Source organism: Adlercreutzia equolifaciens DSM 19450, from assembly GCF_000478885.1.
Classification (GTDB): Bacteria; Actinomycetota; Coriobacteriia; order Coriobacteriales; family Eggerthellaceae; genus Adlercreutzia; species Adlercreutzia equolifaciens.
Genome location: NC_022567.1, coordinates 1,461,624 through 1,485,546, shown reverse-complemented (window position 1 = coordinate 1,485,546; position 23,923 = coordinate 1,461,624). Strand labels below are relative to the sequence as shown.

At 65.0% G+C, this 23,923-nt stretch carries 17 protein-coding genes and 1 tRNA gene; 15 read left to right on the top strand and 3 right to left on the bottom strand.

Annotation, left to right across the window (positions count from 1 at the left end; translation table 11 throughout):
- Position 1: 1 nt before the first annotated feature.
- The 3 genes from AEQU_RS05905 to sstT all read left to right on the top strand — a co-directional run bounded on the left by AEQU_RS05905 (position 2) and on the right by sstT (position 2,620).
- Positions 2 to 754 (top strand): N-acetylmuramoyl-L-alanine amidase, encoded by a 753-nt coding sequence (locus tag AEQU_RS05905; protein WP_022740019.1) that lies wholly within the window; start codon positions 2 to 4, stop codon positions 752 to 754.
- A gap of 429 nt (positions 755 to 1,183) precedes the next feature.
- Positions 1,184 to 1,269 (top strand) — tRNA-Leu (locus AEQU_RS05900).
- 79 nt (positions 1,270 to 1,348) lie between these two features.
- Entirely contained in the window at positions 1,349 to 2,620 is a 1,272-nt protein-coding gene (gene sstT / locus AEQU_RS05895; protein ID WP_022740018.1) for a serine/threonine transporter SstT, read from the top strand.
- A 170-nt stretch (positions 2,621 to 2,790) separates the two neighbouring features.
- Here the strand turns inward: sstT and AEQU_RS05890 are convergent, their stop codons facing one another.
- Positions 2,791 to 4,446, bottom strand: coding sequence for an MFS transporter (locus tag AEQU_RS05890; protein WP_022740017.1), 1,656 nt, complete (start codon positions 4,444 to 4,446; stop codon positions 2,791 to 2,793).
- A gap of 225 nt (positions 4,447 to 4,671) precedes the next feature.
- Between AEQU_RS05890 and AEQU_RS05885 the strand changes: the two genes are divergently transcribed.
- Complete coding sequence (locus AEQU_RS05885) at positions 4,672 to 6,552, top strand: BglG family transcription antiterminator (RefSeq protein ID WP_022740016.1); 1,881 nt, start codon at positions 4,672 to 4,674, stop codon at positions 6,550 to 6,552.
- 161 nt (positions 6,553 to 6,713) lie between these two features.
- Here AEQU_RS05885 and AEQU_RS05880 read toward each other — a convergent pair whose 3' ends face one another.
- Positions 6,714 to 8,342 (bottom strand): amidohydrolase, encoded by a 1,629-nt coding sequence (locus tag AEQU_RS05880; RefSeq protein WP_022740015.1) that lies wholly within the window; start codon positions 8,340 to 8,342, stop codon positions 6,714 to 6,716.
- A gap of 25 nt (positions 8,343 to 8,367) precedes the next feature.
- Positions 8,368 to 10,053 carry an MFS transporter gene (locus AEQU_RS05875; protein ID WP_022740014.1) on the bottom strand — a complete coding sequence of 562 codons (1,686 nt, stop codon included), beginning with the start codon at positions 10,051 to 10,053 and terminating at the stop codon, positions 8,368 to 8,370.
- A gap of 276 nt (positions 10,054 to 10,329) precedes the next feature.
- Between AEQU_RS05875 and AEQU_RS05870 the strand changes: the two genes are divergently transcribed.
- The 11 genes from AEQU_RS05870 to panF all read left to right on the top strand — a co-directional run bounded on the left by AEQU_RS05870 (position 10,330) and on the right by panF (position 23,910).
- The gene (locus AEQU_RS05870) at positions 10,330 to 10,890 is read left to right on the top strand and encodes a hypothetical protein (protein WP_022740013.1); all 561 of its coding nucleotides are present in this window, start codon (positions 10,330 to 10,332) and stop codon (positions 10,888 to 10,890) included.
- 294 nt (positions 10,891 to 11,184) lie between these two features.
- The gene (locus AEQU_RS05865; RefSeq protein WP_022740012.1) at positions 11,185 to 11,721 is read left to right on the top strand and encodes a hypothetical protein; all 537 of its coding nucleotides are present in this window, start codon (positions 11,185 to 11,187) and stop codon (positions 11,719 to 11,721) included.
- A gap of 264 nt (positions 11,722 to 11,985) precedes the next feature.
- A complete protein-coding gene (tig, locus tag AEQU_RS05860) occupies positions 11,986 to 13,386 on the top strand; it encodes a trigger factor (RefSeq protein WP_051353399.1) in 1,401 nt (466 codons plus the stop codon).
- Positions 13,387 to 13,540: 154 nt separating this feature from the next.
- A complete protein-coding gene (gene clpP / locus AEQU_RS05855; RefSeq protein WP_051353498.1) occupies positions 13,541 to 14,173 on the top strand; it encodes an ATP-dependent Clp endopeptidase proteolytic subunit ClpP in 633 nt (210 codons plus the stop codon).
- Between the two features lie 6 nt (positions 14,174 to 14,179).
- The gene (clpX, locus tag AEQU_RS05850) at positions 14,180 to 15,577 is read left to right on the top strand and encodes an ATP-dependent Clp protease ATP-binding subunit ClpX (protein ID WP_022740009.1); all 1,398 of its coding nucleotides are present in this window, start codon (positions 14,180 to 14,182) and stop codon (positions 15,575 to 15,577) included.
- A 112-nt stretch (positions 15,578 to 15,689) separates the two neighbouring features.
- On the top strand, positions 15,690 to 18,365 hold the full coding sequence (locus AEQU_RS05845) for a valine--tRNA ligase (RefSeq protein WP_022740008.1): 2,676 nt from the start codon (positions 15,690 to 15,692) through the stop codon (positions 18,363 to 18,365).
- A gap of 255 nt (positions 18,366 to 18,620) precedes the next feature.
- Entirely contained in the window at positions 18,621 to 19,208 is a 588-nt protein-coding gene (locus tag AEQU_RS05840) for a hypothetical protein (protein WP_022740007.1), read from the top strand.
- A gap of 153 nt (positions 19,209 to 19,361) precedes the next feature.
- Positions 19,362 to 19,865 carry a zinc ribbon domain-containing protein gene (locus AEQU_RS05835; RefSeq protein WP_022740006.1) on the top strand — a complete coding sequence of 168 codons (504 nt, stop codon included), beginning with the start codon at positions 19,362 to 19,364 and terminating at the stop codon, positions 19,863 to 19,865.
- A gap of 166 nt (positions 19,866 to 20,031) precedes the next feature.
- A complete protein-coding gene (gene thrS / locus AEQU_RS05830; RefSeq protein WP_022740005.1) occupies positions 20,032 to 21,951 on the top strand; it encodes a threonine--tRNA ligase in 1,920 nt (639 codons plus the stop codon).
- Between the two features lie 155 nt (positions 21,952 to 22,106).
- Positions 22,107 to 22,433: a DUF997 family protein gene (locus AEQU_RS05825; RefSeq protein WP_022740004.1), complete on the top strand. Its 327-nt coding sequence runs from the start codon at positions 22,107 to 22,109 to the stop codon at positions 22,431 to 22,433.
- A complete protein-coding gene (gene panF / locus AEQU_RS05820; RefSeq protein ID WP_022740003.1) occupies positions 22,426 to 23,910 on the top strand; it encodes a sodium/pantothenate symporter in 1,485 nt (494 codons plus the stop codon). Before AEQU_RS05825 ends, panF begins: the two co-directional genes overlap by 8 nt.
- The last annotated feature ends 13 nt before the right edge of the window (positions 23,911 to 23,923 follow it).

The following is a 23,923-nucleotide window of genomic DNA, read 5'->3' as shown; positions in this document are numbered from 1 at the left end:
TATGAAGTTGTACGTCATCTGCGGCCATGGCAACGGCGACCCCGGCAGCTCCGGCGGCGGCGAGACCGAGTCCGATCTGGTGCGCCGACTCGCCAAGCGCATGAAGGCGCTGGGCGGCGCGTCAGTGGAGGTGCTGGACACCTCGAAGAACTGGTACGCCCAGGGGCTTGTGAACTCCGCGCTGAAGAAGAAGGTCGGCCGGAATCCCGTCGTGGAGCTGCACCTGGACGCCGCCAACGGCAGCGCCAGGGGCGGCCACGTCATCATCGACGCCGACCTGTCGGCTGACGCGAACGACAAGGCCCTTGCCGACTACATCTCGAAGAAGTTCCCCGGCCGCTCCGAGAAGCTGGTCAAGCGGAACAACCTCGCGAACCTGAACCGCGCCCAGGCGCAGGGAATAAACTACCGCCTATTGGAGTGCTGCTTCATCGACAACAAGGGCGACCGAGAGACGATCATCGCGGACATGGACGAGGTTGCCGCCGGCATCCTGGCGGCGTTCGGCATCGGGAGAGGAAAAGCCGTGGGCAAGTGGAAGCGCAACGACAGGGGCTGGTGGTACGACAACGGGGACGGCACCTGGCCGAAGAACCGGTGGCTCAAGCTGGACGCCTGGTACTGGTTCGATTCCAACGGCTACGCGGCCCAGTCGTGCTGCCTCAAGATCGCCGGCAAGTGGTACGCCTTCGGGCCGGACTGCCGGATGCTGACGAGCGTCGAGGTCAACAAGAACGGCGACCTGGCTCTTTAATGAACTTATAAGTTAATCCATTCTCGGGCGCACATCCGCAAGCTGTCACGCCCGGTGGAAAGCCCCTCTCTCGCGGTCGCGGGGGAGGGGCGATTTTTTGTTTACTCTACTTCTTCTCTTCCATTAAGGCGTTTAATGTACCCTGCTCGGTTAGGCTGCCCTTATTGACAGACTGATACCTATGCCCTTTGACATGACGTACACGGATGCTCCACATCTTGAGTGCGCTACGAAGTGGGGCTGTTGTGGTTCGATGAGGTGGAAAACGGGGGAGCCAGAATTTTACGAGTCCGCTTCGGCGGGCTCGTTTTCTTTTCCAGTGCCGTTCCCGTGGAGCAATCACCTCATGAGAATTGTGACCTCGCATTCTGGGTTTCTTTGCTATTATTAACCAATCCGGCAAGCTGTTTTGTCGGCAACCGCAGAAGTGCGGGCGTGGCGGAATTGGCAGACGCGCCAGATTTAGGTTCTGGTGGGCAACCCCCGTGAAGGTTCAAGTCCTTTCGCCCGCACCATTTCCCGCCCGTGTTCCGTTTGGGTCGTGCGGCCGTGACGCGCCTTGTCAGAGGCGCGCGAAGACAAAGGAGAATTACCTTGGCAGTCCCCGCAGTATTTAGGAAGTACAACGAGATCAGCCTCATCAAGCGCATTCTCGTTGGCCTTGCCGTTGGCATCGTCTTGGCGCTGCTCATCCCGAATGTGCAGCCTTGGACTGACATCATCACGCTTCTGGGCTCGCTGTTCGTCGGCGCGTTGAAGGCCGTCGCCCCCGTGCTCGTGTTCTTCCTGGTCATCAGTGCCCTTTGCAACGCCCAGGGCGCCGGCACCATGAAGACCGTCGTCGTGCTCTACGTCATCAGCACGCTTGTCGCGGCCATTGTCGCCCTCATCGGCAGCGAGATCTTCCCGACGTCCCTCACGCTCGACACCTCATCCATGGTGGAGCAGGCCGCGCCCGAGGGCATCGGAGAAGTGCTCACCACGCTGCTCATGAACATCGTGGCCAACCCGGTGGACGCGCTTATGAACGCCAACTACGTGGGCATCCTCGCCTGGGCCGTGGTGCTCGGCATCGCCTTGCGCGCCGCCGGCGAGCGCACCAAGGAAGTGTTCACCGCCATCTCCGACGCCGTCTCCAAGGCCGTGCGCTGGGTCATCAATTTGGCTCCCTTCGGCATCATGGGCCTGGTGTACGCCTCGGTGAGCACCTCGGGCCTGGAGATCTTCACCGAGTACGGCCACCTCATTCTGGTGCTCGTGGCCTGCATGCTCATCATCGCGCTGGTCACCAACCCCCTCATCGTGTGGATCTGCACCCGCAAGAACCCCTATCCGCTCGTCCTGCGCTGCCTGAAGGACTCCGGCCTCACCGCCTTCTTCACTCGCAGCTCTGCCGCCAACATCCCGGTGAACATGGAGCTGTGCCGTAAGCTCGGCCTGAACAAGGACAACTACTCGGTGTCCATCCCGCTGGGCGCCACCATCAATATGGCCGGCGCGGCGGTTACCATCACGGTCATGACCATGGCCGCCTGCCAGACCATCGATCTGGCGGTCGACCCGGTGACGGCCGTCATCCTGTGCGTGCTGGCCGCCGTGTCCGCCTGCGGCGCGTCGGGCGTGGCCGGCGGGTCGCTTCTGCTCATCCCCATGTGCTGCGCGCTGTTCGGCATCAGCAACGATGTCGCCATGCAGGTTGTCGGCATCGGCTTCATCATCGGCGTCATCCAGGATTCCTGCGAGACGGGCCTGAACTCCTCTTCCGACGTGGTGTTCACGGCCACCGCCGAGTACCGCCAGCTCATCAAGGAGGGCAAGGAAGTGCACCTGGGCAAGGACTCCTTCGCCTACCACGAGCTTTCCTAACAAGCTGCGTGCACCGCGCATTTTGAATCACATTGCGGAAGGGAGCCTACGGGCTCCCTTCTCGTTTGCCCTTGTTTGTATCCGACGGCCCGAGGTGGTGCCGACCTGTCGGAACGAGCGTACCAGCAGGTCGGATTCGACTGCGTTCGATGACTCCGGCAAGAGGGGTCTCAGCGGGGACGTCTCGCCTTCGCCTTGTCTTGCTCGGCGCGCGGCGCGGCGGTTTCCGCGAGGTGGCGGGTGGTGAGAAGGCCCGCTGCCATAAGGAGGCCAAGAGCACCAAAGGAAAGGCGCATGGCGTCGGCCTGGGCGGACGCCTTCACGTCCACGAGCTTGTCGACCTGCGCGGCGTCGGCCCCCCAGGTTCTCGCCTCGTCGGAAAAGGCGCTGTCGCTCATGAGCGTCGAGGCGGTTTCCGCAGCGGGAGCCACATAGCTCTGGTCGATGCCCGCCGAGGCGGCCTGGGCCGCGAATCCTCCCGCCATGGTGAGGAGAAGGAAGGTCCCGGCAAGCGCGGTACCAAGGGCGAGCCCGATGCTGCGAGCGGCTCCCTGGATGCCGCCGGATTGCTCGGCCTCTTTGCGGGTCACGGCGCATGCCACGGCATTGTTCGATTGGGAGTTGACGGCGCCCACCCCGAAGCCGCCGAGGGCCATCCCGGCGAACAGCGCTGCCGTCACGCCGTGCGCGTGGACGCCCAAAGCCATGAGTCCGCACGCGCAGGCGATGGCGATAAAGCCGACGCGGATGATGAGCCGGGATGAGAGGTGCGGCGCGAGCTTGGGGAGAAAGGTGGCCAGAAGGAACATGGGGATGCCCGACAGGAGCGAGAGCATTCCGGTCTGCAGCGCCGTGAACCCGGTGACGAGCTGTAGGTAGGGCGTGGCCAGGATGCCGACCGCCCCCATGTAGAAGAACGGCAGGGCGACCGCCGACAGGCCCGCGCGCACGCTGGGGGAGGTGACGAACGCGCGCGGTATGAGGGGGTTGCCGCGGCGCTGGGCGCGCCGCTCGGTGGGAACGAGCAGTCCGAGGAGCACCAGACCCACGACGATGGCGGGCAGGGTGGGGGGCAGCCCGCACAAGGTGAAGGGGCAGAGCTTCTGGGGGCTAGCGATGCCCCAATCCGACAGGTGCGCCACGCCGAACAGCACAAGTCCCATGCCGAGGGCGGCCACGACGGTGCCGGCGACGTCGAAGTGCGTGTGGCCGCCGGAGGCGGGCGTGCGGGGGATGAGCCGCGCGCAGCAGAGCACTACAACGAAGTAGGCCGCCATGATGGCGAAGGTGAGCCGGAAGCCCGACGAGTCCATGACGATGCCCAGGATCAGGGGCGAGAGCGTCGAAAGGGCGGCCGCGCCGGCGATGGTGCCGAACGCGATGGCGCGCTGCCGTCCCTGGTAGAGCGCCGCGACCAGGCCGAGCACCGAGGGCGTGACCAAGCAGACGCCGAGTCCCGTGACAACGCGCCCGCCCCAGGTGAACGAGAAGATGGCGGGGGAGAGCGCCGCCGTGATCTCTCCCAGCGCGGCCAGGGAGAGGCCGATGGCCAGTGTGCGCCTCAGGCCGATCGTCACGCCGATGAGCCCGCCGGCGATCATGAACGCACCGGCGATGAGCGAGAACAGCGTGGTCGCCATCTGGATGTCGTCGAGGGTGGCGCCCAAAGTCCCCACCAGGCTCGCCGTGGCGAGGTTCATCGCCGCGCTGTCACTCGAGGTGCCGATCTGGGCGAGAGCGAGAACGACCAGGGGCGCGTACGTCGCTTTCGCCGTTGTTTCCGTTCGCCGAGTTGCGCCCTCGGCGGTGAGGATCGTTGTCGCCATAGTGAACCTCTCAACTTGCCGCGGCGCCGTCTGGCGCCGTCTCGATATCTTGTTGTCTCGTAGGGAATTTTCCCCCGAATGCGCCCCTCGTCCTTCGTGTCGCCCGAAATCTCGTGCAACTGTTGCCATCTTGCCACGGTATCGTCGCCCGCGACTGTTGCGGGCGGGTTTACACTAGCGAGGGGAGACGCGCTCGCGTTTCCCGGATGCGTGTGAGGAGGAGCGATGAACAGTAGACAGGGGGCGCTTTTGAGGGCGCTGCTCGAGGCCAGCGATTACCGGACGTCCGCCGATTATGCTCGACGGCTCGGCTGCTCCGATCGCACGATCCGCACTGACGTGAAGGCCCTCAACGCCTTTTTCGAACATGAGGGATTTGCCACGCGGGTGGGCCGGCAGCGCGGCGCCGGCCTGCGGCTCTCGCTCGTGCCCGACGAGGAGAACCGCCTTGTGCGGCTGCTCGAAGAGAGCGAGACCGAGATGCACCCGCGCTACGAGCGGCTGTGCCAGGAGATGATCGCGCTGACATGCCATCCGGGGCCCCATACCGCCGAGAGCCTGGCGCGGCGCATGTTCCGCAACAAGCAGCAGATCCAGTCCGATCTGCGCTGGTGGCAGGGCATGCTCGAGGTGAGCGGGCTCTCGTTGTCCGTCGGGCGCCAGATCACGGTCGAGGGCCCCGAATGGACCATCCGGGGCTTCGTCATGTCCATGCTGTTCTCGTTTTCCACCGCCGCAGTGCGCCGGCGCATCCTGCCGTCGCTGTTCGGGACGATCGACCCTTACGACCGGCAGTTTCTGGAGCGCTGCATCGCCGAGATGCAGCGCGATCTCGGCTTCGAGTTCTCCAGCAACGCGCAGTGGCAGTTCGGCGTGTACCTGTGCATCATGGTGACGCGCATCCGGCTTGGATATGGGCTCACCTCCTGGCGCGGCGCGGACGGGGCCACGCCGTTTTTCGCCTACCTGAAGAAGCGGCTGGAGCGTCACTTCTCGCTTGCGGTGAGCGACGCGGAGATGGGGCTTCTGCGCGACATGGCCCATTGCTGCACGTGGCAGTGGAGCCTGGCCGCCATGGAGGCCTACGAGCCGGGCGAGCGGGCGCGCGCGGTCACCGACGACATCGCCTCGGCCCTCGAGAACGCGTTCGGGCTGCCGCTGCCCGAGGATCTGCGCAAGCCTCTGGCCATCCTGTTCGAGAGCGGCCTTGCGCGGCGCACGTGCGGCCTGGTCGCCCCGAACCCCAACGAGGAGGCCGTGAAGTACGAGACCATGGACGGCGCCTGCCTTCTCGCCTCGGTGCTCTGCGAGGTGCCCTCTCTTGTCGAGGCCGACCTGTTCAGCCCGGATTACGCCCGAATCGCGCTCGTGCTGCTCGACTACCTCGATCAGGCCGGCGCCCTGCGCTGCTACCGCGTGGGGCTTGTGGTGAACTGCGGAATCGATCTGGCCCTGTGGGGCGCGCACCGCATCGAGAAGCTGACGAGCCGTCTCAAGGTGACCGACGTGCTGACGGAAAACGAGGTGCTCGCCGCCGTGGCGCGTCCGAACTCGACGCTGCTCGAGCGCTTCGACTTCCTCGTCTCGTTCGAGCCGCTGGATGTCGATTTCCCCAGCGTGACCGTGTCCCCGGGTGTCAGCCGCAGCGACGTCGACCATATCATCGCCTCGGTGCCGCTCTGGCGGCGGGGCCGGGAGGTGCACACCGCGTGGGAGCGGGGGACGCTTTCGGTGGGATCCTCCCCGGAGAGCCTGTTCGGCTCGCTCCACGAGCGCCTGTCGGCGGACGGGCTCATCGACATGCCGCCTGCACGCTTCGAGCGGCTCGTGTGGACGCTGTCTGTCGTGAAGGATCGCACGCTCGTGTTCGCCTGGTGCGGTTCGGGCGTCCGGAGAACGGGCATACGCATCTATCGCCTGGAAGAGGGCGAGGGCGCCGAGTGCGGGCAGTGCACCATGGCCGCCGTGCTCGTCGCGGCGCCCGGGGACCGGGCGGACCTCACCCCCCTCACGCAGGGATTCAAGCGGCTGGTGGAGGACTACGCCGACACCTCTGACTTGGTGAGCGACGACGGCTTCTTCGTCTGCTTCCCCGAGCCGGAGTAGGAGCGAGACCGGGGCGGCCCGGAAGGGAGTCGGCTGATTCGGCGCGGGTGCGGCGGCCTGCTCGGAGGGCGCTTTCGGGCCACGGGCCGGATGGCAGAAAGAAAGGGAGGCTCGCGCCTCCCTTTCTGCTTCGGTCGGTTTCCTCGATCGATCGGCTGCCGCTACTTTGCGTCGCGCTCGTAGAGGGTCTCGCCCTCTTTGATGGTGGCGAGCACCTGAATGTCGCGGATCTCGCGCGGGTCGACGGCCAAGGGGTTGCGGTCGAGCACCACGAGGTCGGCCAGCTTGCCGGTCTCGAGGGTGCCCTTATCGGCCTCCTCGCCGTACTGGTAGGCGCCGTTGTAGGTGATGGCGCGCATGGCCGCATACGGCGTCACCTTCTGGTCCTCGTCGAGCTGGACGCCGGCCTTGGTGATGCGGTTCACGGCGCACCAGGCGGCCTCTAGCAGGTTCGGGCGCAGCACCGGGGTGTCGGTGTGCAACGTGAAGGGCAGCCCCGCCCGCTCGGCATCGCCACAGGCGCTCACGCGGCCGCCGCGCACCGGTCCTAAGTTCCGCAGGTGGGCGTCGCCCCAGTACCAGACGTGGGAGGCGAAGATCGAGGGGATCATGCCGATCTCGGCCATCTTCTCGTACTGGTCGGTGCGCGCCGTCTGGGCGTGGATCATCACCGGGCGCAGGGCCATCTTCTCCGGGTTGTCCGAAGCGTCCCGCGCCGCTTCGTAGACGCGCAAGAGCTGGTCGGCAGCTGCGTCGCCGTTGCAGTGGCACAGAAGCTGGTGGTTGGAGTCAATGGCCATCTTCGCGAAGGCGATGGCATCCTCGTCGGTCATGGTGCTGTAGGCCACCCAGTCCTTCTCGCCGTCGGGGCCGGCCGTGTAGGGCTCGGTCATCCAGGCGGTGAGCCCCTGGGGGGAGCCGTCGAGGAACATCTTCAGGCCGCCGAAGCGGAAGTGCCCGGTGTAGTGCTGACTATCGAACTCGGCATTGTCGGCGAGCGTGGCCATCACGTCCGAGCCCCACATGGGGTAGCTCACGATGTCCATCTTCAGAAGGCCCGCCTTTGCCAGGCTCACCAGGACGCCGGCCATGTCGGGGGCGGTGGCGCCATCCTGGCAGGTGGTCACGCCGTGCTCCAGGTAGATGCGCTGCATGTCGGGCACCATGGCCGCGAAGTCCAGCCCCAGACGGGGGGTCGTCACGGCGTAGAGCGGGTTCATGGCCGCCGGCTCCTCGGCGTAGCCGTCCAAATCGCCCGAACCGTTGATGCGCCCGTAGCGGCCACCGTCCGGATCGGGTGTCGTCGGCGTGATGCCGGCCAGCTCGAGCAGGCAGTCGTTGGCCACGCCCATGTGGTTGGACACGTGCGTGATGAGCACGGGCACGTCGGTGGACACGGCGTTCAGGATGGACTTGTCGGGGTGGCGCTGCTCGACGAGGTTGTTCTGGTCGTAGCCGTTGCCCATGATGACGCCGTCCGGGCCGATGTTGCGCTCGGCGGCGAACTTCTTCAGCGTCTCAGTGATCTCGTCGAAGGAGGTGCACTCGGACAGGTCGGCGTACAGCAGGTACTGCAGCGCGCCGGTGAAGTGGCTGTGCGGGTCGATGAGGCCGGGCAGCACCGCGGCACCGCCCAGATCCACCTCCTCGGCGCCGTCGGCGAGACGGCGGCCCTCCTCGGCGTCGCCGATGTAGGCGATGCGGCCGTCGTCGTCGACGAGGAGCGCGTCGGCGGTGTCGACGTCATCGACCATGGTGACGAAGGTGGCGTTGGTGAAAAGCCGTTTCATAAATTTCCTTTCAAACACGCGCGAGTTACATCTCGCGGTCGACGACCGGCTCGAAGGGCATCTCGTCGGCCGTCTCGGCCACGATGGTCTCCTCCTTGCCGTCCTCTTCCTTCTTGAAGATGGTGATCCAGCGGGTCGTGAACAGGCCGAGCAGGATCAGCACGCCGGAGACCACGTAGGAGGTGATGGTGGACTGAATGCGGGCGTCGGAGTTCAGCTGCACGAGCTCGGTGCGCTGCTCGTCGGTCATGGGGATGTCGGCGATGGTCTGCTCGAACTGCTCGTCGCCCATGAGCGAGATGTTGCGCTCGGCCACGGCGGTGCGAACCTCGGGGGTGATGACGGGGCTGTCGGCCATGGCGTTGTCGATGTTGGCGGTGATGCCGAACAGCAGGACCGCACCGATGGCGGCCACGCCGATGGCCTGGCCCACGTTGCGCATGGTGGTCTGGATGCCGCCGGACTGCGACGCGTCGCGCTCGTTGACGGCCAGGGCCACGATGTTGTTGGCCTGGGCGGAAACGATACCGGCGCCGGCGCCTGCCACGGCCAGGCCCACCCACATGAGCCCGTTGACCTCAGAGCCGTGCAGCGAGAAGGCCATGGGGATGAACGCGCTGGCCATCACGATGTAGCCGACCTGGATGACGCGGCGCGGGTTGGCGTTGGGCATAAACTTCGGGATGCCCAGCGAGAAGATGAAGGTGGGAATGCCCACGGCCAGCGCCATGACGCCCATGAGCACCGGCGACCAGCCGGCCACGAGCTGCAGGTAGGGGGACAGGAGAATCGCCTGGACGCCCATGAAGAAGAAGGTGATGGCGCTTGCCACGAGGCCGGCGCGCACCTGCGGGGTCTTCAGGAACGACTGGGGCAGAAGGGCGATGCCGTTCTTCTGCTCGACGCGCTTCTCCACCGGCACCAGGATCACGAGCAGGATCAGGCCGAGGACGGCCATGGGCAGGGCCGGGGAGATGCCGAAGATGGTGAAGGGGCACTCGGCGAAGGGCTCGATGAGGCCCCAGGCGGAGATGCGGGAGAGGCCCACGAGGAACAGGAACAGGCCCGTGGCGGCGATGCCCGTGCCCAGCCCGTCGAACTTCAGCTTCTCAGCGGGCTTCTCGATGGCCGGCAGCTTGAAGGACAGAAGCAGCACCAGGGCGAAGTACACGGCCAGGGCGCCGAAGGTGATGCGGAAACCGCCGAACTGCATGACGATGCCCAGGAACAGCGGCAGGAAGGCCGACAGTCCCGAGGCGGCGCCGATGCAGCCGAAGGCCAGCACGCGGTTTTTGCCATGGTAGATGAACGGAATGAGGCCGAGCACCGAGGGGATCATGAAGCTGGCGCCGAAGCCGACAAGGATGCGGCCGCCCCAGATGAAGATCGTCATGTTCGGCGACAGCGCCATGACCAGCTCGCCGGCGGCGCACAGGGCCGCGCCGAGGCGGAAGTTGGTGCGCCAGCCGATGATGGTGCCCACGAGTCCTCCGGCCACCATGAAGGCGCCGGCCATGAGCGAGTACACCATGTTCGCCAGCTGGATGTCGGGGGTCGTCGCACCGAGCACGTCGACCAGCTGTTGGTTGGCGAGGCCGAGCGCGCCATTGTCGCCCGACGTTCCCATCTGCGCCAGAATCAGCACGATAATGGGCAGCACGAGGAACTTCTCAACACCCCCCTCGGGATGCGTCGCTTTGCTCTTCGCCATTATGTCCTCCTTTAATCTTGGATGGGATGTCTACGCCGAAAAGGGTAGTCTCGTCGGCTCCCTTCGTTATTCGGCGGCGCTCATTGTAGAAAGATTGCTTCCTTTTCGATTGTGAAACGTTTTCCGTTGCAACGGAAATGCTTCATGTGCGAAAAGGAAACACCGGTTCCTATACTGCTCGACGGTCAATTTCCGCGCGGCCCTTCTCGGCACCCCGACAAGATGCGAGGGGGCGCGGTTTGCGAACGAGCATGGCAAGAAGAAAGGAATCACTTCATGGCAAAGACCTCCAAGACCCCGAAAGCCCCCAAGTCCTTCAAGTCCTACGCGCTGAACAAGTGCCTCATCGGCTACGGCGTGGTGAACGGCATCATCAACGCGGCCATCTTCGCCGGCATCAACGCCGGTGCTCCCGATGCGATGTTCGGCATGCACGACATCGTGCACGACCTCGCCTTCACCGGCCTTCTCCTCGGCATGCTGCTGTTCGCCTGCGTCGTGCCGCTCACCCGCATGGATCTGCGCAAGGGCGTTTTCTCCCTGCCCGGTGCGGCGGGCGGTGCCTTTCCGCTCGTCTCCTCGTCCTACGCGGTCTCCATTCTCGGCGTGGGCGCGCTCGCCGCGGTGGTCATGACCGGTGCCGGCGCCCTTCTTTCCTTGGCATTGCCGGCCGCCGGCGCTACCGTGACCGGCATGATGTTCCTCAAGGGCCTGGTGTGTGCTTTGGGCGGCGCGGTCGCCGGCTGGTTCACCATCAGCTTTGTGGTGCGCGGCCAGCAGAAGGCCGACGAGGTGGCGGCCGCCATGGCCTCCAAGACTGCCGAGGCAGCGCTCTAGGGCAATCTGCTCGGATCTGCGCTTGCGCCCGTCGAGATCGGTCTTGCGAGAGGCCGTTCCCGGCGGGCGCGCTTTGTTTCAAGCGAGGCGCGGGGCTGCTTGTCGAAACAGGTCGGGAACGAATCGGTGGCCCGCCGGTGGCAAGGTTGCCCCTAAGGTTCCTCCGTGCCCACCCTTCCGTAACGGCATTCCGGGTTTTCGCCGATGACATCAGGGCGACGTCCATACTGAGAGGCGCCGGGCGACTTCGGCAAGTTGTGCCGGCAGGCGAAGATCCCGATGAAAGGAATGCTCATGGCAAAGTCAATGGCTGGCTCGGCGCCCGCGGCGCCGACGCGGTCCGCTAAGCCGTTCAATTCATACTTGCTGAATAAGTGCATCGTCGGTTACGGCATCATCAACGGCATCATCAATGCGGTTATTTTCTATCTTATGCACCTGTCCGAGCCCGAGCTCCTCTTCAGCGAGGCCGACATCTTCCATGACTTCGCGCTTACGGGGGTTCTGCTCGGCATTCTGCTGTTCGTCATCGTGGTGCCGCTCACCCGCATGGATCTGCGCAAGGGCGTTTTCTCCGGGCCGAATGTCGCCAATCTCGGCGGCGCGGCGTCTCTCGTGCCGGCGAGCTACGCTCCGGCATTGCTCGTGGCAACGGTTGCCGCCACCGTCTCGCTGATGGGCGTCGGCGCTTTCGCCTGCGTGCTTCTGCCGCTGCCGCTTACCGTGACGGGCCTTATGCTGCTCAAGGGCCTTGTGTGCGCTTGCGCCGGGGCCGTCGCCGGGTACATCACGATCTGCTACGTCGTGCGCTCCGGCAAAAGCGAGGCCTAAGCGTCGGCCTACAGAGTCCCAGTGCCCTGCTTGGGACGGGCGGGGATCGCCAGAGTACGTCGAATCGACGCTCCTGGGAGACGCGGGATGCCCCGCGTCTCTTTTTTGTGTCATGGTCTCAGTGACGTGTAGCCACTGTGGGAGGGTTGTGGCATAATAGCGAACCGTGCGCTTCCGCGGCGGATTCCCGTGGCGGATCGCCGAGGAAGTGTTCGCGCGGGCGATAAGCCCGTAACGTGTCAGGAAACGATGGAGGAACTATTCGTGGAAACTAAGGTTGAGTCCCTGGAGGGCAACAAGGTCAAGGTCACCGTCACGGTGGACGCCGCCGATATCGACGGCCGCATCAAGAAAACCTACAAGGACTTCGCTCGCAAGTACAACTTCCCGGGATTCCGCAAGGGCAAGGCCCCGCGCCCGGTTATCGACAACGCCCTCGGCGCCGAGGCGGTCGTCGGCACCGTCACCGAGGAGCTGCTGAACGGCACGTGGACGGCCGCGATCGACGAGGCCAAGCTCGCCCCGGTGGGCGGCCCGGTCATGGAGACCAACGAGATCGTGAAGGCTGGCGAGCCCTACGAGTACTCCTTCACCATCGAGCTGCGCCCCGAGGTAGAGCTTACCAGCTACGAGCCCGTGGCCATCGAGATGCCCTTCGCCGAGGCCACCGATGCCGAGATCGACGAGCAGGTCGAGGCCATGGCCGAGCACTACACCGACTATGAGGACGCTTCTGCCGCCACCAAGATGAAGCCGGAGAACTACGCCGACCTCACCATGAAGGCCACCGACGCCGACGGCAACGAGATCGCCGCGCTCACGAGCGAGTCCCGTCTGTACGGCCCGGGCACCGGCATGTTCTCCGAGGCCTTCGACGAGGAGATCCTCGGCATGAAGAAGGGCCAGACCAAAGAGTTCACGCTCGAGATTCCCGAGGACGAGACGGCCGTGCTTCTGGCCGGTCAGGCGGGCAAGCCCGTTACCTTCGAGGTCACCTGCAACGTGGTGAAGAAGAAGGTCACGCCCGAGGTCACCGACGAGTGGGCCAAGGAGAAGATGGGCTTCGAGTCCGTCGAGGACATGCGCGAGCGCATCAAGGAGTCGCTGGATATGCAGAAGAGCTCGCTGATGCCGCGCATCAAGGAGAACAACATCATGGTCGAGCTGCGCGACCGCGTCGAGGGCGACGTGCCCGAGTCCCTGGTTGAGCAGGCCGAGACGTCGCTGCTCCAGGACTTCTTCGGCCAGCTGCAGCAGGCCGGCATGACCTTCGACGCCTATCTGGCCAGCCAGAACATCACGCCCGATCAGTTCAAGGCCGACCTGAAGGCCCAGTCTGCCGACCAGGTGAAGGAAGAGCTCGCGCTCGAGGCCTGGGCTCGCCACAACAACATGGAGATCACCGATGCGGACGTCGCCGCCGAGTTCGCCAAGACCGGCGTGGAGGATCCCGCGGCGCTGGAGCAGGAGTGGCGCGACGCCGGCCGTCTGCACCTCATCCGCACGGGTCTTTTGCGCCAGAAGGCCATCGAGGATCTCATGGAGAACGCGAGCGTGACCGAGGTGGACTTCGCCGCCAAGGCCGCTGAGGAGAAGAAGGCCGCGAAGAAGCCGGCGAAGAAGAAGGCCGCCAAGAAGGACGAGGCCGAAGAGGCCGCCGAGTAGCTTTCCGGCTGGCACGTTTTCGAAGGGGCGGGTCTCACCGCCCCTTCTGCTATTTTCGCTAGGAGTCTTGCGCTGCGAACGGATGTATAGCAATATGATCTTGAACTATGTGGAGGCCGCTGCGAGCGGCCCTATTTACGAAAGCGAGGTATCTATGGGCATCGAACGCGTGAACAACGCCCTCATCCCCTACGTCATCGAGCAGTCGCCGCGCGGCGAGCGCAGCTACGACATCTACAGCCGCCTGCTCAACGACCGCATCATCTTCCTGGGCGAGCAGATCGACGACCACGTGGCCAACTCCGTGGTGGCCCAGCTTTTGCACCTGGAGGCCACCGATCCGGACAAGGACATCTCCCTGTACATCAACTCGCCCGGCGGCTCGGTCACGGCCGGCCTCGGCATTCTGGACACCATGAACTTCATCAAGTGCGACGTGTCCACCATCTGCATCGGCGAGTGCGCCTCCATGGCCGCGGTGCTCCTCTCCTCGGGCACCAAGGGCAAGCGCTTCGTGCTGCCGAACTCCATGGTGCTCATCCACCAGCCGCTCGGCGGCGCCCAGGGCCAGCAGACGGAGATCGCCATCGTGGCCGACTTCATGCTGAAGACGCGCAAGCGCCTGAACAAGATCCTGTCCGAGAACACCGGCCAGTCCATCGAGAAGATTCAGCTCGATACCGAGCGCGACAACTACATGACCGCGGAGGAGGCCAAGGAATACGGCCTCGTCGACGAGATCATCTACCATCACGGCGCCATGCCCGGAGAGAAGAAGAGCGAATAAGACCCCATGAACCATCGTCACGACAATTACGGCCCCACTGACACCAATTATTTCTGCGCCTTCTGTGGCAAGACCGGAGACCAGGTCAACGCCATGATCTCCGGCCCCAACGGCATCTACATCTGCGACGAGTGCATCTCGGTGTGCGCCGACGCCATGATGCGGGACATGGGCTACGCCATGGCCCAGGAGGTGGAGATGCTGGAGGACGACCCCCGCCGCATGGGCTGGATGAACCCGCCGGCCGCCCAGGTCGAGCGCCAGGCGAGCCCCGTGGTCGACAACGCCCCGTCGCCGGCCGAGGTGCTGGGGGATCTTCCCACGCCCCACGAGCTGTACGCGCGCCTCTCGGAGCACGTCGTCGGCCAGGAGGAGGCCAAGCGCGCCCTTTCCGTGGCCGTCTACAACCACTACAAGCGCATCTCCATGGGCGCCGCCGCCCAGGAGGGCGACGTGGAGCTGGCCAAGTCGAACATCATGCTCATCGGCCCCACGGGCTCGGGCAAGACGCTTCTGGCCCAGACGCTGGCCCGCACGCTGAAGGTGCCCTTCGCCATCGCGGATGCCACCACGCTCACCGAGGCGGGATATGTGGGCGAGGACGTGGAGAACATCCTGCTCAAGCTCATCACCGCCGCCGACTTCGAGGTGCCCCGGGCCGAGATCGGCATCATCTACATCGACGAGATCGACAAGATCGCCCGCAAGGCCGAGAACCTCTCCATCACCCGCGACGTGTCCGGCGAGGGCGTCCAGCAGGCGCTCCTCAAGATCGTCGAGGGCTGCGAGGCGAGCGTGCCTCCCCAGGGCGGCCGCAAGCATCCCCAGCAGGAGCTCATCCCCATCGACACGACGAACATCCTGTTCATTCTGGGCGGTGCCTTCGTGGGCCTGGCCGACATCGTGGCCCAGCGCGTGGGAACCACGTCCCTCGGCTTCGCCAGCGAGCTGCCCGCCTCCAAGAAGGAGTCCGAGGCCGAGCTTCTGAAGAAGGTGCTGCCGGAGGACTTGAACAAGTACGGCATGATCCCCGAGTTCGTGGGCCGCATCCCGGTCATCACGTCGCTGAACGAGCTGTCGGAGGAGGATCTCGTCCGCATCCTCGTCGAGCCGAAGAACGCGCTCGTCAAGCAGTACACCCGCATGTTCGAGTTCGAGGACTCGCGCCTCACCTTCGAGCCGGCGGCGCTTTCCGCCATCGCCCATGAGGCGGTGGAACACGGCACCGGCGCCCGCGGCCTGCGCTCCATCTGCGAGCGCGTGCTCATGGACGTCATGTACGACTTGCCGGAGCACAAGGGCGCCACCTCCGTCACGGTGCGCGCGAGCGATATCGCCGGCGAGACGCGCCCCGAGATCGTCGAGATCGCCGACGGAAGCGCTCAGGTGGCTCTTTCTGCGTAAGGCAGCGGGCCTTCTGTGCGATAATCGCCCAAGGCAATCTGGCGGGCGGCCGCGTGCGTGCCGCCCGCCTTGTTTTATACCGAGCAATCAGGGAAAGCGAGGGCAAGGGCCTATGTCCGAGGACAAGAAGAAGTCCACCGACTACGCCGCCATGGAGCGGCCCATCTTCGAGGCGTGGAAGGACGCCGGCTACTTCCAGCGCACGCCGGGCTTCGGCGAGCATGCCGACGAATCCTACACCATCGTCATCCCGCCGCCGAACATCACCGGCGTGCTGCACATGGGGCATGCCCTGAACGACACCATCCAGGACGCCTGCATCCGCCGCGCCCGCATGCGGGGCTTTAAAACCCGCTGGATCATCGGCACCGATCACGCCGGCATTTCCACCCAGACCAAGGTGGACAAGCGTCTGGCCGAGCAGGGCATCTCGCGCTTGGAAATCGGCCGCGAGGCGTTCATCGAGGAATGCTACAAGTGGCGCGAGGAGTACGGCACCACCATCGTGAACCAGATCAAGGGCATGGGCTGCTCCTGCGACTACTCCGACGAGCACTTCACGCTCGAGCCGGCCTACGTGCGCGCCGTGCGGAAGCTGTTCACCGACTGGTACCACGAGGACATCATCTACCGCGGCAAGCGCATCGTGAACTGGTGCCCGCACTGCACCACGGCCATCGCCGACGACGAGGCCGAGTACGTGGACGAGGCGGGGCATCTGTGGTACCTGCGCTATCCGCTCGCAGAGCCGGTGGACGGCCTGGAGTATCTGGTCGTCGCCACCACGCGTCCCGAAACGATGCTCGGCGACACCGGCGTGGCCGTGAACCCCAAGGACGAGCGCTTCGGCCACCTTGTGGGCAAGACGGTGAAGCTGCCGCTCGTGGACCGCGAGATTCCCATCTTCGCCGACTGGCACGTGGATACCGAGTTCGGCACGGGCTGCGTGAAGGTGACCCCCTCGCATGACCCCAACGACTGGGCCATGGGGGAGCGCGCCGGCCTTGAGCGCATCAACATCTTCGATGAGACGGCGCATGTGGTGGAAGGCTACGGGAAGTTCTCCGGCATGGATCGCGACGAGGCGCGCGAGGCCGTGGTCGCCGCCTTCGACGAGCTGGGCCTGCTCGATCACGTGGAAGATCACGACCACTCTGTCATGACCTGCTACCGTTGCCATACGAAGCTGGAGCCCTGGGAGTCCGAGCAGTGGTTCGTGGCCGTGGACGCCCTGAAGGAGCCGGCGGCCCGCGTGGTGGAGGACGGCTCCATTCAATTCCATCCCGCGCGCTGGAAGCAGGTGTACCTGGACTGGCTTGAAAACCTGAAGGACTGGTGCATTTCCCGCCAGCTGTGGTGGGGCCACCGCATTCCCATGTTCTACTGCGATACCTGCGGCTGGGAGGACGCCTCGGTGGAGGAAATCGAGGTGTGCCCGGTCTGCGGTGCCCCGGTGCGCCAGGACGAGGACGTGCTGGACACCTGGTTCTCCAGCCAGCTGTGGCCCTTTGCCACCATGGGCTGGACGGAGGAGGGCATGAATGCCCCGCAGATGCGCGACGCCTATCCGACGCAAGTGCTCTCCACGGCCCGCGACATCATGGGCCTGTGGGTGGCGCGCATGGTCATGGCCTCCATGTACTGCTGCGATGAGACCATCCCCTTCGACGATGTCATCATCCATCCGACGGTCATGGCCGCCGATGGCAAGCCCATGTCGAAGAGCCGCGGCAACGGCGTGGACCCGCTGCGCCTCATGGAGGACTACGGCGCCGACGGCATGCGCTTCGGCCTGCTCATGCAGGTGACCGGCGCCCAGGACTTGAAGTTCAACGAGGCGAAGCTGGAAAGCTCCCGCAACTTCGCGAACAAGGTGAAAAACGCGAGCCGTTTCGTGCTCATGAACCTGGAAGGGTATGAGCCCGGCGCGCCCGAGCCCACCACGCCGGCCGACCGCTGGATCTTCTCGCGACTGGCCAAGATCGTCGCTGCGGTGGACGCGGCCTACGATAACTTCGAGTTCGGCGAGATCACCCGCGAGCTGTACAGCTTTGTGTGGAACGAGTTCTGCGACTGGTACATCGAGTTCTCGAAGGCGCGCCTGGGGGCCGACGCCGATCCGGCCGACCGCGCCGTGTGCCAGCGCAACCTCGTGTTCGTGCTGGGGCAGATCCTGCGCCTTCTGCATCCCATCATGCCGTTCGTGACCGAGCAGGTCTACGGTGAGATGCCCAAGGATGCCGATGCGGCCCCGATGCTCATCGTGGCCGCGTGGCCCGATGCGGGCGAGCTCGCCGCCTATATGGACGAGGACGCCGAGCGGGCCATTGCCATGGTGTGCGAGGTGGTGGGTGCCGTGCGTTCCACCCGGGCGCGCTACGGCATCTCTCCGAAGACGGCGCTGCCCGTGGCCGTGAAGGTGGCTGACGAGGCCGATGCCGCGCTGCTTCTGGGCCAGGAACATCTGGTGCGCCAGCTCGCCAACGTGGAGGAGTTCGACGTGGCCGTGGAGGCTTCCAAGCCCGCCGAGTCCGCTGTGGTGCTGGGAAGCGGCCTGGAGGTGTACATCGTGCTGGCGGGGCATGTGGACTTCGCCGCCGAGCGCGCCCGCCTCATGAAGGAGCGCGAGGGCGTGGCCAAGGATGCCGCCAAGTTCGAGAAGAAGCTCTCCAACCCCGGCTTCCTGGCGAAGGCGGCCCCCGAGATCGTCGAGAAGGACCGCGCCAAGCTCGCCGACCTCACCGACAAGCTCGCCCGTCTGGACGCCCAGATCGCCGAGCTGGGGTAAGCTTTTTCAATTCCGCATTACTCGTGATTTGATCCGTAGGGGGCGACCTTGGTCGCCCCTTTTCAGTTTCGTGAATCTCCTTCTTTTGGGAGGGCGGCGCAAGCACTGCCCCTACGGAGTTTTGCAACTTCGCGCGGCGAGAATGCGCTGCGACGCGACTGCGGTCGGCGCGGGGAGCGAAACGGGACATTCTCGCGTCATTTCTGCGATTTGGCTCTGCTGGGCTCTTGCTGAAAGCCTGATAGAGGAGGAGCCATGCAGAAGCGCCGGAGAAGAGTCGACTTCACCAACGACTACGACCGGTTGCCCGAGAGCTTCGTCGTCTTCCTGTGCAGCCAGGATCCCTTCGGGTACGACCTGCCCGTCTACCACCTCGAGCGCCGATGCGACGAGGTCCCCGAATTGCGGCTCGGGGATGCCTCGCACTGGCTCGCGCTGAACGCCCGGGCATGGGAGGACGCGCCGGGCGGCGATCTGCTCGATCTGTTAAGATATGCCCAGACGGGCAAGGCCCTGGGATCGCTCTCGCGCAAGATAGAGGCGGCGGTCGGGCGGGCCAACGAGGATCGAGAGTGGGTGGACAAGGTGTGGTCGGTGAGCACGATCGTGGAGAACGCCGCGCGGCGCGAGCGTATAAACGGCCGCATAGCCTGCGAGGAGGCGCGTGAGGAAGGTCGCCAAGAAGGTCGCCAAGAAGGTCGCCAAGAAGGTCGCGAGGAGGGTTCCGCGCGATTCGCCACCCTGGCATCCCGGCTCATAGAGGCCGGCCGTGTCGACGACCTTGCGCAAGCGGCGTCCGATCCCGCTCGTCGCGACGAGCTCTTCCGGGAACTGGGAGTCTGAAGTTGCTCATCCTCTAACAGCAACCAATGTGCTTTCGTCTCTCGCCCTCGGCGGAATATACGGTGCGTTCGTGCAGGTAGGGTTCACTTGCTTGCAGGTTTGCTATAATGGGCCGACACGTCATCAATTGCACTCGAATCAGAAGAGGTTGATATGAGCGAGCTTCTAGCCCAGCTGTGGACGCCGGAGATGCAGGCGGCCTTTACTGTCGTCTTGGTTCTGCTGGTCATTTTGTACGTGCTTTCCATCGTGTGGGTCGTGCGCGACGCCTATCTGCGCGGCACCGCCTGGTACATCTGGGCCGTGGTGGCGCTCGTGCCGGTGCTGGGCTTGGTGGCCTACTGCTTGCTGCGCCCTCCGCTGCTCCAGCTCGATCGCGACGAGCAGGAGCTGGAGATCGCGCTCAAACAGCGCCAGCTCATGAAGTACGGCGAATGCGCCAACTGCGGCTATCCCGTAGAGGCGGACTTTGTCCTGTGCCCGAACTGCCACACGCAACTGAAGAACCTCTGCATGCGCTGCAACCACGCGCTTGAGCCCTCTTGGACGGTCTGCCCTTACTGCGCCACACCCGTGGGCGCCCCTGCTCCGCATGCCACGCGTCAGCGTCGCCCCTCCGGCCAGGCGCGTCAGAGCCGCCCGGCCAGCCAGGGCTAGGCTTTTTTCAACAAGTTAGCCTAAAAACAGAGCCGCCCCCGTGCGGCCCTGTTTTAATAGGGGAGCATCGGAATCCCGGTGCTTCGAAACGGAGTCGGGGTAGTCAACGCCCCGGCGGAAACCGCGCAGGCGCTCTGTGCGCGCCCGGCGCGAGGAAAGGAGTTCCATGAACATCGTACTGCCCGACGGATCCGTCAAGGAGCTGGAAGAGGGCGCCACCGTCGCCGACGTGGCCGCCTCCATCGGGGCGGGGCTCGCCCGCGCGGCGCTGGCCGGCATCGTCAACGACACCCCCGTCGACTTGGACGCCGTCGTCTCCGACGGCGATTCCGTGGCCATCGTCACCGCCAAGAGCGACGAGGGCCTCGAGCTCATGCGCCATTCCACGGCCCATCTTCTGGCCGCCGCCCTCACCGATATGTACCCCGGTGTGAAGTTCGGCGTCGGCCCGGCCATCGAGAACGGCTTCTACTACGACATCGAGCTGCCCGAGGGCGTGACCGTCTCGCCGGACGACTTCGCCGCCATTGAGGCCCGCATGGCCGAGATCGCCAAGTCCGGCGCCGCCATCGTCCGTCGCGAGGTCAGCCGCGACGAGGCGCGGGAGATCTTCGCCGACCAGCCGCTCAAGCTCGAGCTCATCGCCGAGCTGCCCGAGGACGAGACCATCTCCATCTACCAGCTCGGCGACTTCACCGACCTGTGCCGCGGGCCGCACGTGCCCGACACCGGCAAGCTCGGCGCCTACAAGCTCACCAAGGTGGCCGGCGCCTACTGGAAGGGCGACTCGGACAACGAGATGCTCACCCGCATCTACGGCACGGCGTTCTTCGGCAAAAAGGAGCTGGAAGAGTACCTGCACAACCTGGAGGAGGCCGAGAAGCGCGACCACCGTAAGCTCGGGCGCGAGCTGGGCATCTACATGATGGAGCCCATGGCCGGCGTGGGCCTGCCGCTGTACCTCCCTAAGGGCGCGCGCGTCATCCGCACCCTGCAGGAGTGGCTGCGCCGCGATCTGTACGAGCGCGGCTACGAGGAGGTCATCACCCCGCACATCTACAACGCGGATGTGTGGAAGACCTCCGGCCATTACGGCTTCTACCACGAGAACATGTACTTCTTCCAGATCAACGAGGGTACCGATGAGGAGCCGCGCTACTCCGAGTACGGCGTGAAGCCCATGAACTGCCCGGGGCACGTGATCATCTACAAGAACGAGCTGCACTCCTACCGCGACCTGCCGCTGCGCTACTTCGAGTTCGGCACCGTGTACCGCCACGAGATGTCCGGCGTGGTCCACGGCCTGCTTCGCGCCCGCGGCTTCACCCAGGACGACGCCCACATCTTCTGCACCAAAGATCAGGTGGTCGATGAGGTGGTCGCCATCCTGGAGCTGGTCGACTACATCATGGGCACCTTCGGCTTCACCTACGAGGCCGAGATCTCCACGCGCCCGGACAAGTCCATCGGCACCGACGACATGTGGGAGCACGCCACCGAGTCGCTGAAGGAGGCCTGCGCGCGCCGGGGTCTCGCCTATGACATCAACGAGGGCGACGGCGCCTTCTACGGGCCGAAGATCGACATCAAGGTGAAGGACGCCATCGGGCGCACCTGGCAGTGCTCCACGGTGCAGATCGACTTCAACATGCCCATGCGCTTCGGGCTGACCTACCGCACCGAGGACAACACCGAGGAGACCCCCTGGATGCTGCACCGCGCCATCTTCGGCTCCATCGAGCGCTTCCTCGGCATCCTCATCGAGCACTATGCCGGCGCGCTGCCGCTGTGGCTGGCCCCGGTACAGGTAGCCGTCATCCCCATCGCCGACCGCCACAAGGAGGCGGCGGCCGAGTTCGCTGGCGAGCTTAAGGCCGTGGGCGGCCGCGTGGAGGTCATGGATCAGAACGAGCCCATGAAGGTGAAGATCGCGAAGGCCCAGAGCCAGAAGATCCCCTACATGATCGTCATGGGCGACAAGGAGGTCGAGGAGAAGCTCGTCAGCGTGCGCGAGCGCTCGGAGGGCGATTTGGGCCAGTGGGATCGTCAGAAGTTCATCGACGTGATCAGGGATGCCGCCATCTAGACCTATAGCCAGAAACTATAGATAACACCGCGTCAAACGCAAGGCTCCGAGGGTACACTGCCCTCGGAGCTTTTTACGTTCCGAAGGAACGAGCGCGGGATCGAAAGGGCCGGATGTCGAAGGGGGCGGAAGGCCGGTGGCGAGAGGAGATGGGCATGAGGAGAACGTTTTCCACCTATGGCGCCAAGATGCGCCAGGCCAACCGGGAGGCGGTGGCGACCGTCGTCGCGCTGGCGGTCATCGTGGCCGTGTGGCTTGTGGGCGGTATCGGGCTTGCCGGCTGTGGCATCGAGGTGTTCTCGACGCCGCTGTGGATCATCGGGGGCACAATCGGTCCGTGGATCGCGGCTATCGTCTGCGCCGTCGTGCTTGCCCACTGCGTCTTCGCGGATTTCAGCCTCGACGATGACGCCGAGGCTGTAGTCGGTGCAGCCACTGCCGGCGCAACGGACGCTGAAGGGGAGGAGGCCCGCCGTGGCTAGTCTCGCCTCCCTCATCCCGCTTATCCTCTTCCTCCTCGTTGCCCTGGCGGCGAGCATCGTCGTGCGTCGCCGTGCCGATGCGGCCGGGGGCGGCTTCGTCAACAGCTACTTCATCGGCAACCGTGCCCTTGGCGGCTTCGTGCTGGCCATGACCACCATCGCCACCTACGGATCGGTGAGCTCCTTCGTGGGCGGTCCCGGCCAGGCATGGCAGATCGGTTTCGGCTGGGTGTACATGGCGGTGGTACAGGTGACGGCGCTGGTGCTTCTGTACGGCATTTTCGGGAAGAAGATGGCGCTCATCTCCCGCAAGCTGGACGCCGTCACGGTGGTCGACGTGATTCGCGCCCGTTACGGGTCCAATGCGCTCGCAAACTTATCGGCGCTCGTCATCGTGCTGTTCTTCGCCGCCACCATGGTGGCCCAGTTCGTCGGCGGCGCGAAGCTCTTTGAGGCGGTGACCGGGTACTCCTACCTGGTGGGTCTGGCGCTGTTCGGCGTGGCGGTCATCCTGTTCACCACCATCGGCGGTTTCCGCGGCGTGGCCGTGACCGACGCGCTCTGCGGCGTCATGATGCTCGTCGGCATTGTGGTGCTCGCCGGGGGCATTCTCTCCGCCGGGGGCGGCTACGAGGCCATCATGACCTCTATCAAGGAGACTTCCCCGGAGATGCTTGAGCCCTTTGCCGGAGGCGCCATGCCGCCGTCGTTGTATTTCACCCAGTGGCTGCTCGTGGGCGTGTTCACCTTCGTGCTGCCCCAATCGGTGGTGCGCACCATGGGCTACAAGGACGTGAAGTCGCTGCACCGCGCCATGATCTGGGGCACCGTCATCATCGGCGCCATGATGATCGGCGTCACCTCGCTCGGCGTGCTTACAGCCGGTGTTCTTACGGAGGACCTCGCCGCCTACGGGGGCAGCGTGGACAACATCATCCCGACGGTCATCACGGCCTCGCTGCCGCCGGCGTTGGCGGGCATCGCCATCATAGGACCTGTGGCCGCGTCCATTTCCACGGTGTCATCGCTGCTCATCTCGTCGTCCTCGGCCATCATCAAGGACGTCTACCTGCACTGGTGCGACGACCGCGGGCACGCGCCCTCCCAGCGCTCCGTCGCCCTTTCCAGCCAGGCGGTGACGCTGGCGGTGGGCCTGCTCGTGTTCGTGCTCTCCATCGTGCCGCCAGACGTCATCTGGAAGATCAACATGTTCGCCTTCGGCGGCCTGGAGACGGCGTTTCTATTCGTGCTTGTCTGCGGGTTGTTCTGGAAGCGGGCCAACGCCACGGGCGCTCTGCTCTCGCTCGCCGGCGGCACGTTGGCCTACTGCGCCGCCATGGCCGCGGGCTTCAAAGTGGCCGATTTGCACCAGATCGTCATCGGCGTGACGGCAGCCGGCGTCCTCATGGTGGTGGGAACGCTCGCTGGCAAGCAGAAAGAAGACGCCCGTATGGACGTCTTCTTCCCGACGGACTAGAGCCGCGGTCGGT

Coding starts and splice junctions, on each gene's coding strand:
- AEQU_RS05905 (WP_022740019.1), top strand. CDS start 2: ATGAAGTTGTACGTCATCTGCGGCCATGGCAACGGCGACCCCGGCAGC.
- AEQU_RS05890 (WP_022740017.1), bottom strand. CDS start 4,446: ATGGCGACAACGATCCTCACCGCCGAGGGCGCAACTCGGCGAACGGAA.
- AEQU_RS05885 (WP_022740016.1), top strand. CDS start 4,672: ATGAACAGTAGACAGGGGGCGCTTTTGAGGGCGCTGCTCGAGGCCAGC.
- AEQU_RS05880 (WP_022740015.1), bottom strand. CDS start 8,342: ATGAAACGGCTTTTCACCAACGCCACCTTCGTCACCATGGTCGATGAC.
- AEQU_RS05875 (WP_022740014.1), bottom strand. CDS start 10,053: ATGGCGAAGAGCAAAGCGACGCATCCCGAGGGGGGTGTTGAGAAGTTC.
- AEQU_RS05870 (WP_022740013.1), top strand. CDS start 10,330: ATGGCAAAGACCTCCAAGACCCCGAAAGCCCCCAAGTCCTTCAAGTCC.
- AEQU_RS05865 (WP_022740012.1), top strand. CDS start 11,185: ATGGCAAAGTCAATGGCTGGCTCGGCGCCCGCGGCGCCGACGCGGTCC.
- clpP (WP_051353498.1), top strand. CDS start 13,541: ATGGGCATCGAACGCGTGAACAACGCCCTCATCCCCTACGTCATCGAG.
- clpX (WP_022740009.1), top strand. CDS start 14,180: ATGAACCATCGTCACGACAATTACGGCCCCACTGACACCAATTATTTC.
- AEQU_RS05845 (WP_022740008.1), top strand. CDS start 15,690: ATGTCCGAGGACAAGAAGAAGTCCACCGACTACGCCGCCATGGAGCGG.
- AEQU_RS05840 (WP_022740007.1), top strand. CDS start 18,621: ATGCAGAAGCGCCGGAGAAGAGTCGACTTCACCAACGACTACGACCGG.
- AEQU_RS05835 (WP_022740006.1), top strand. CDS start 19,362: ATGAGCGAGCTTCTAGCCCAGCTGTGGACGCCGGAGATGCAGGCGGCC.
- thrS (WP_022740005.1), top strand. CDS start 20,032: ATGAACATCGTACTGCCCGACGGATCCGTCAAGGAGCTGGAAGAGGGC.
- AEQU_RS05825 (WP_022740004.1), top strand. CDS start 22,107: ATGAGGAGAACGTTTTCCACCTATGGCGCCAAGATGCGCCAGGCCAAC.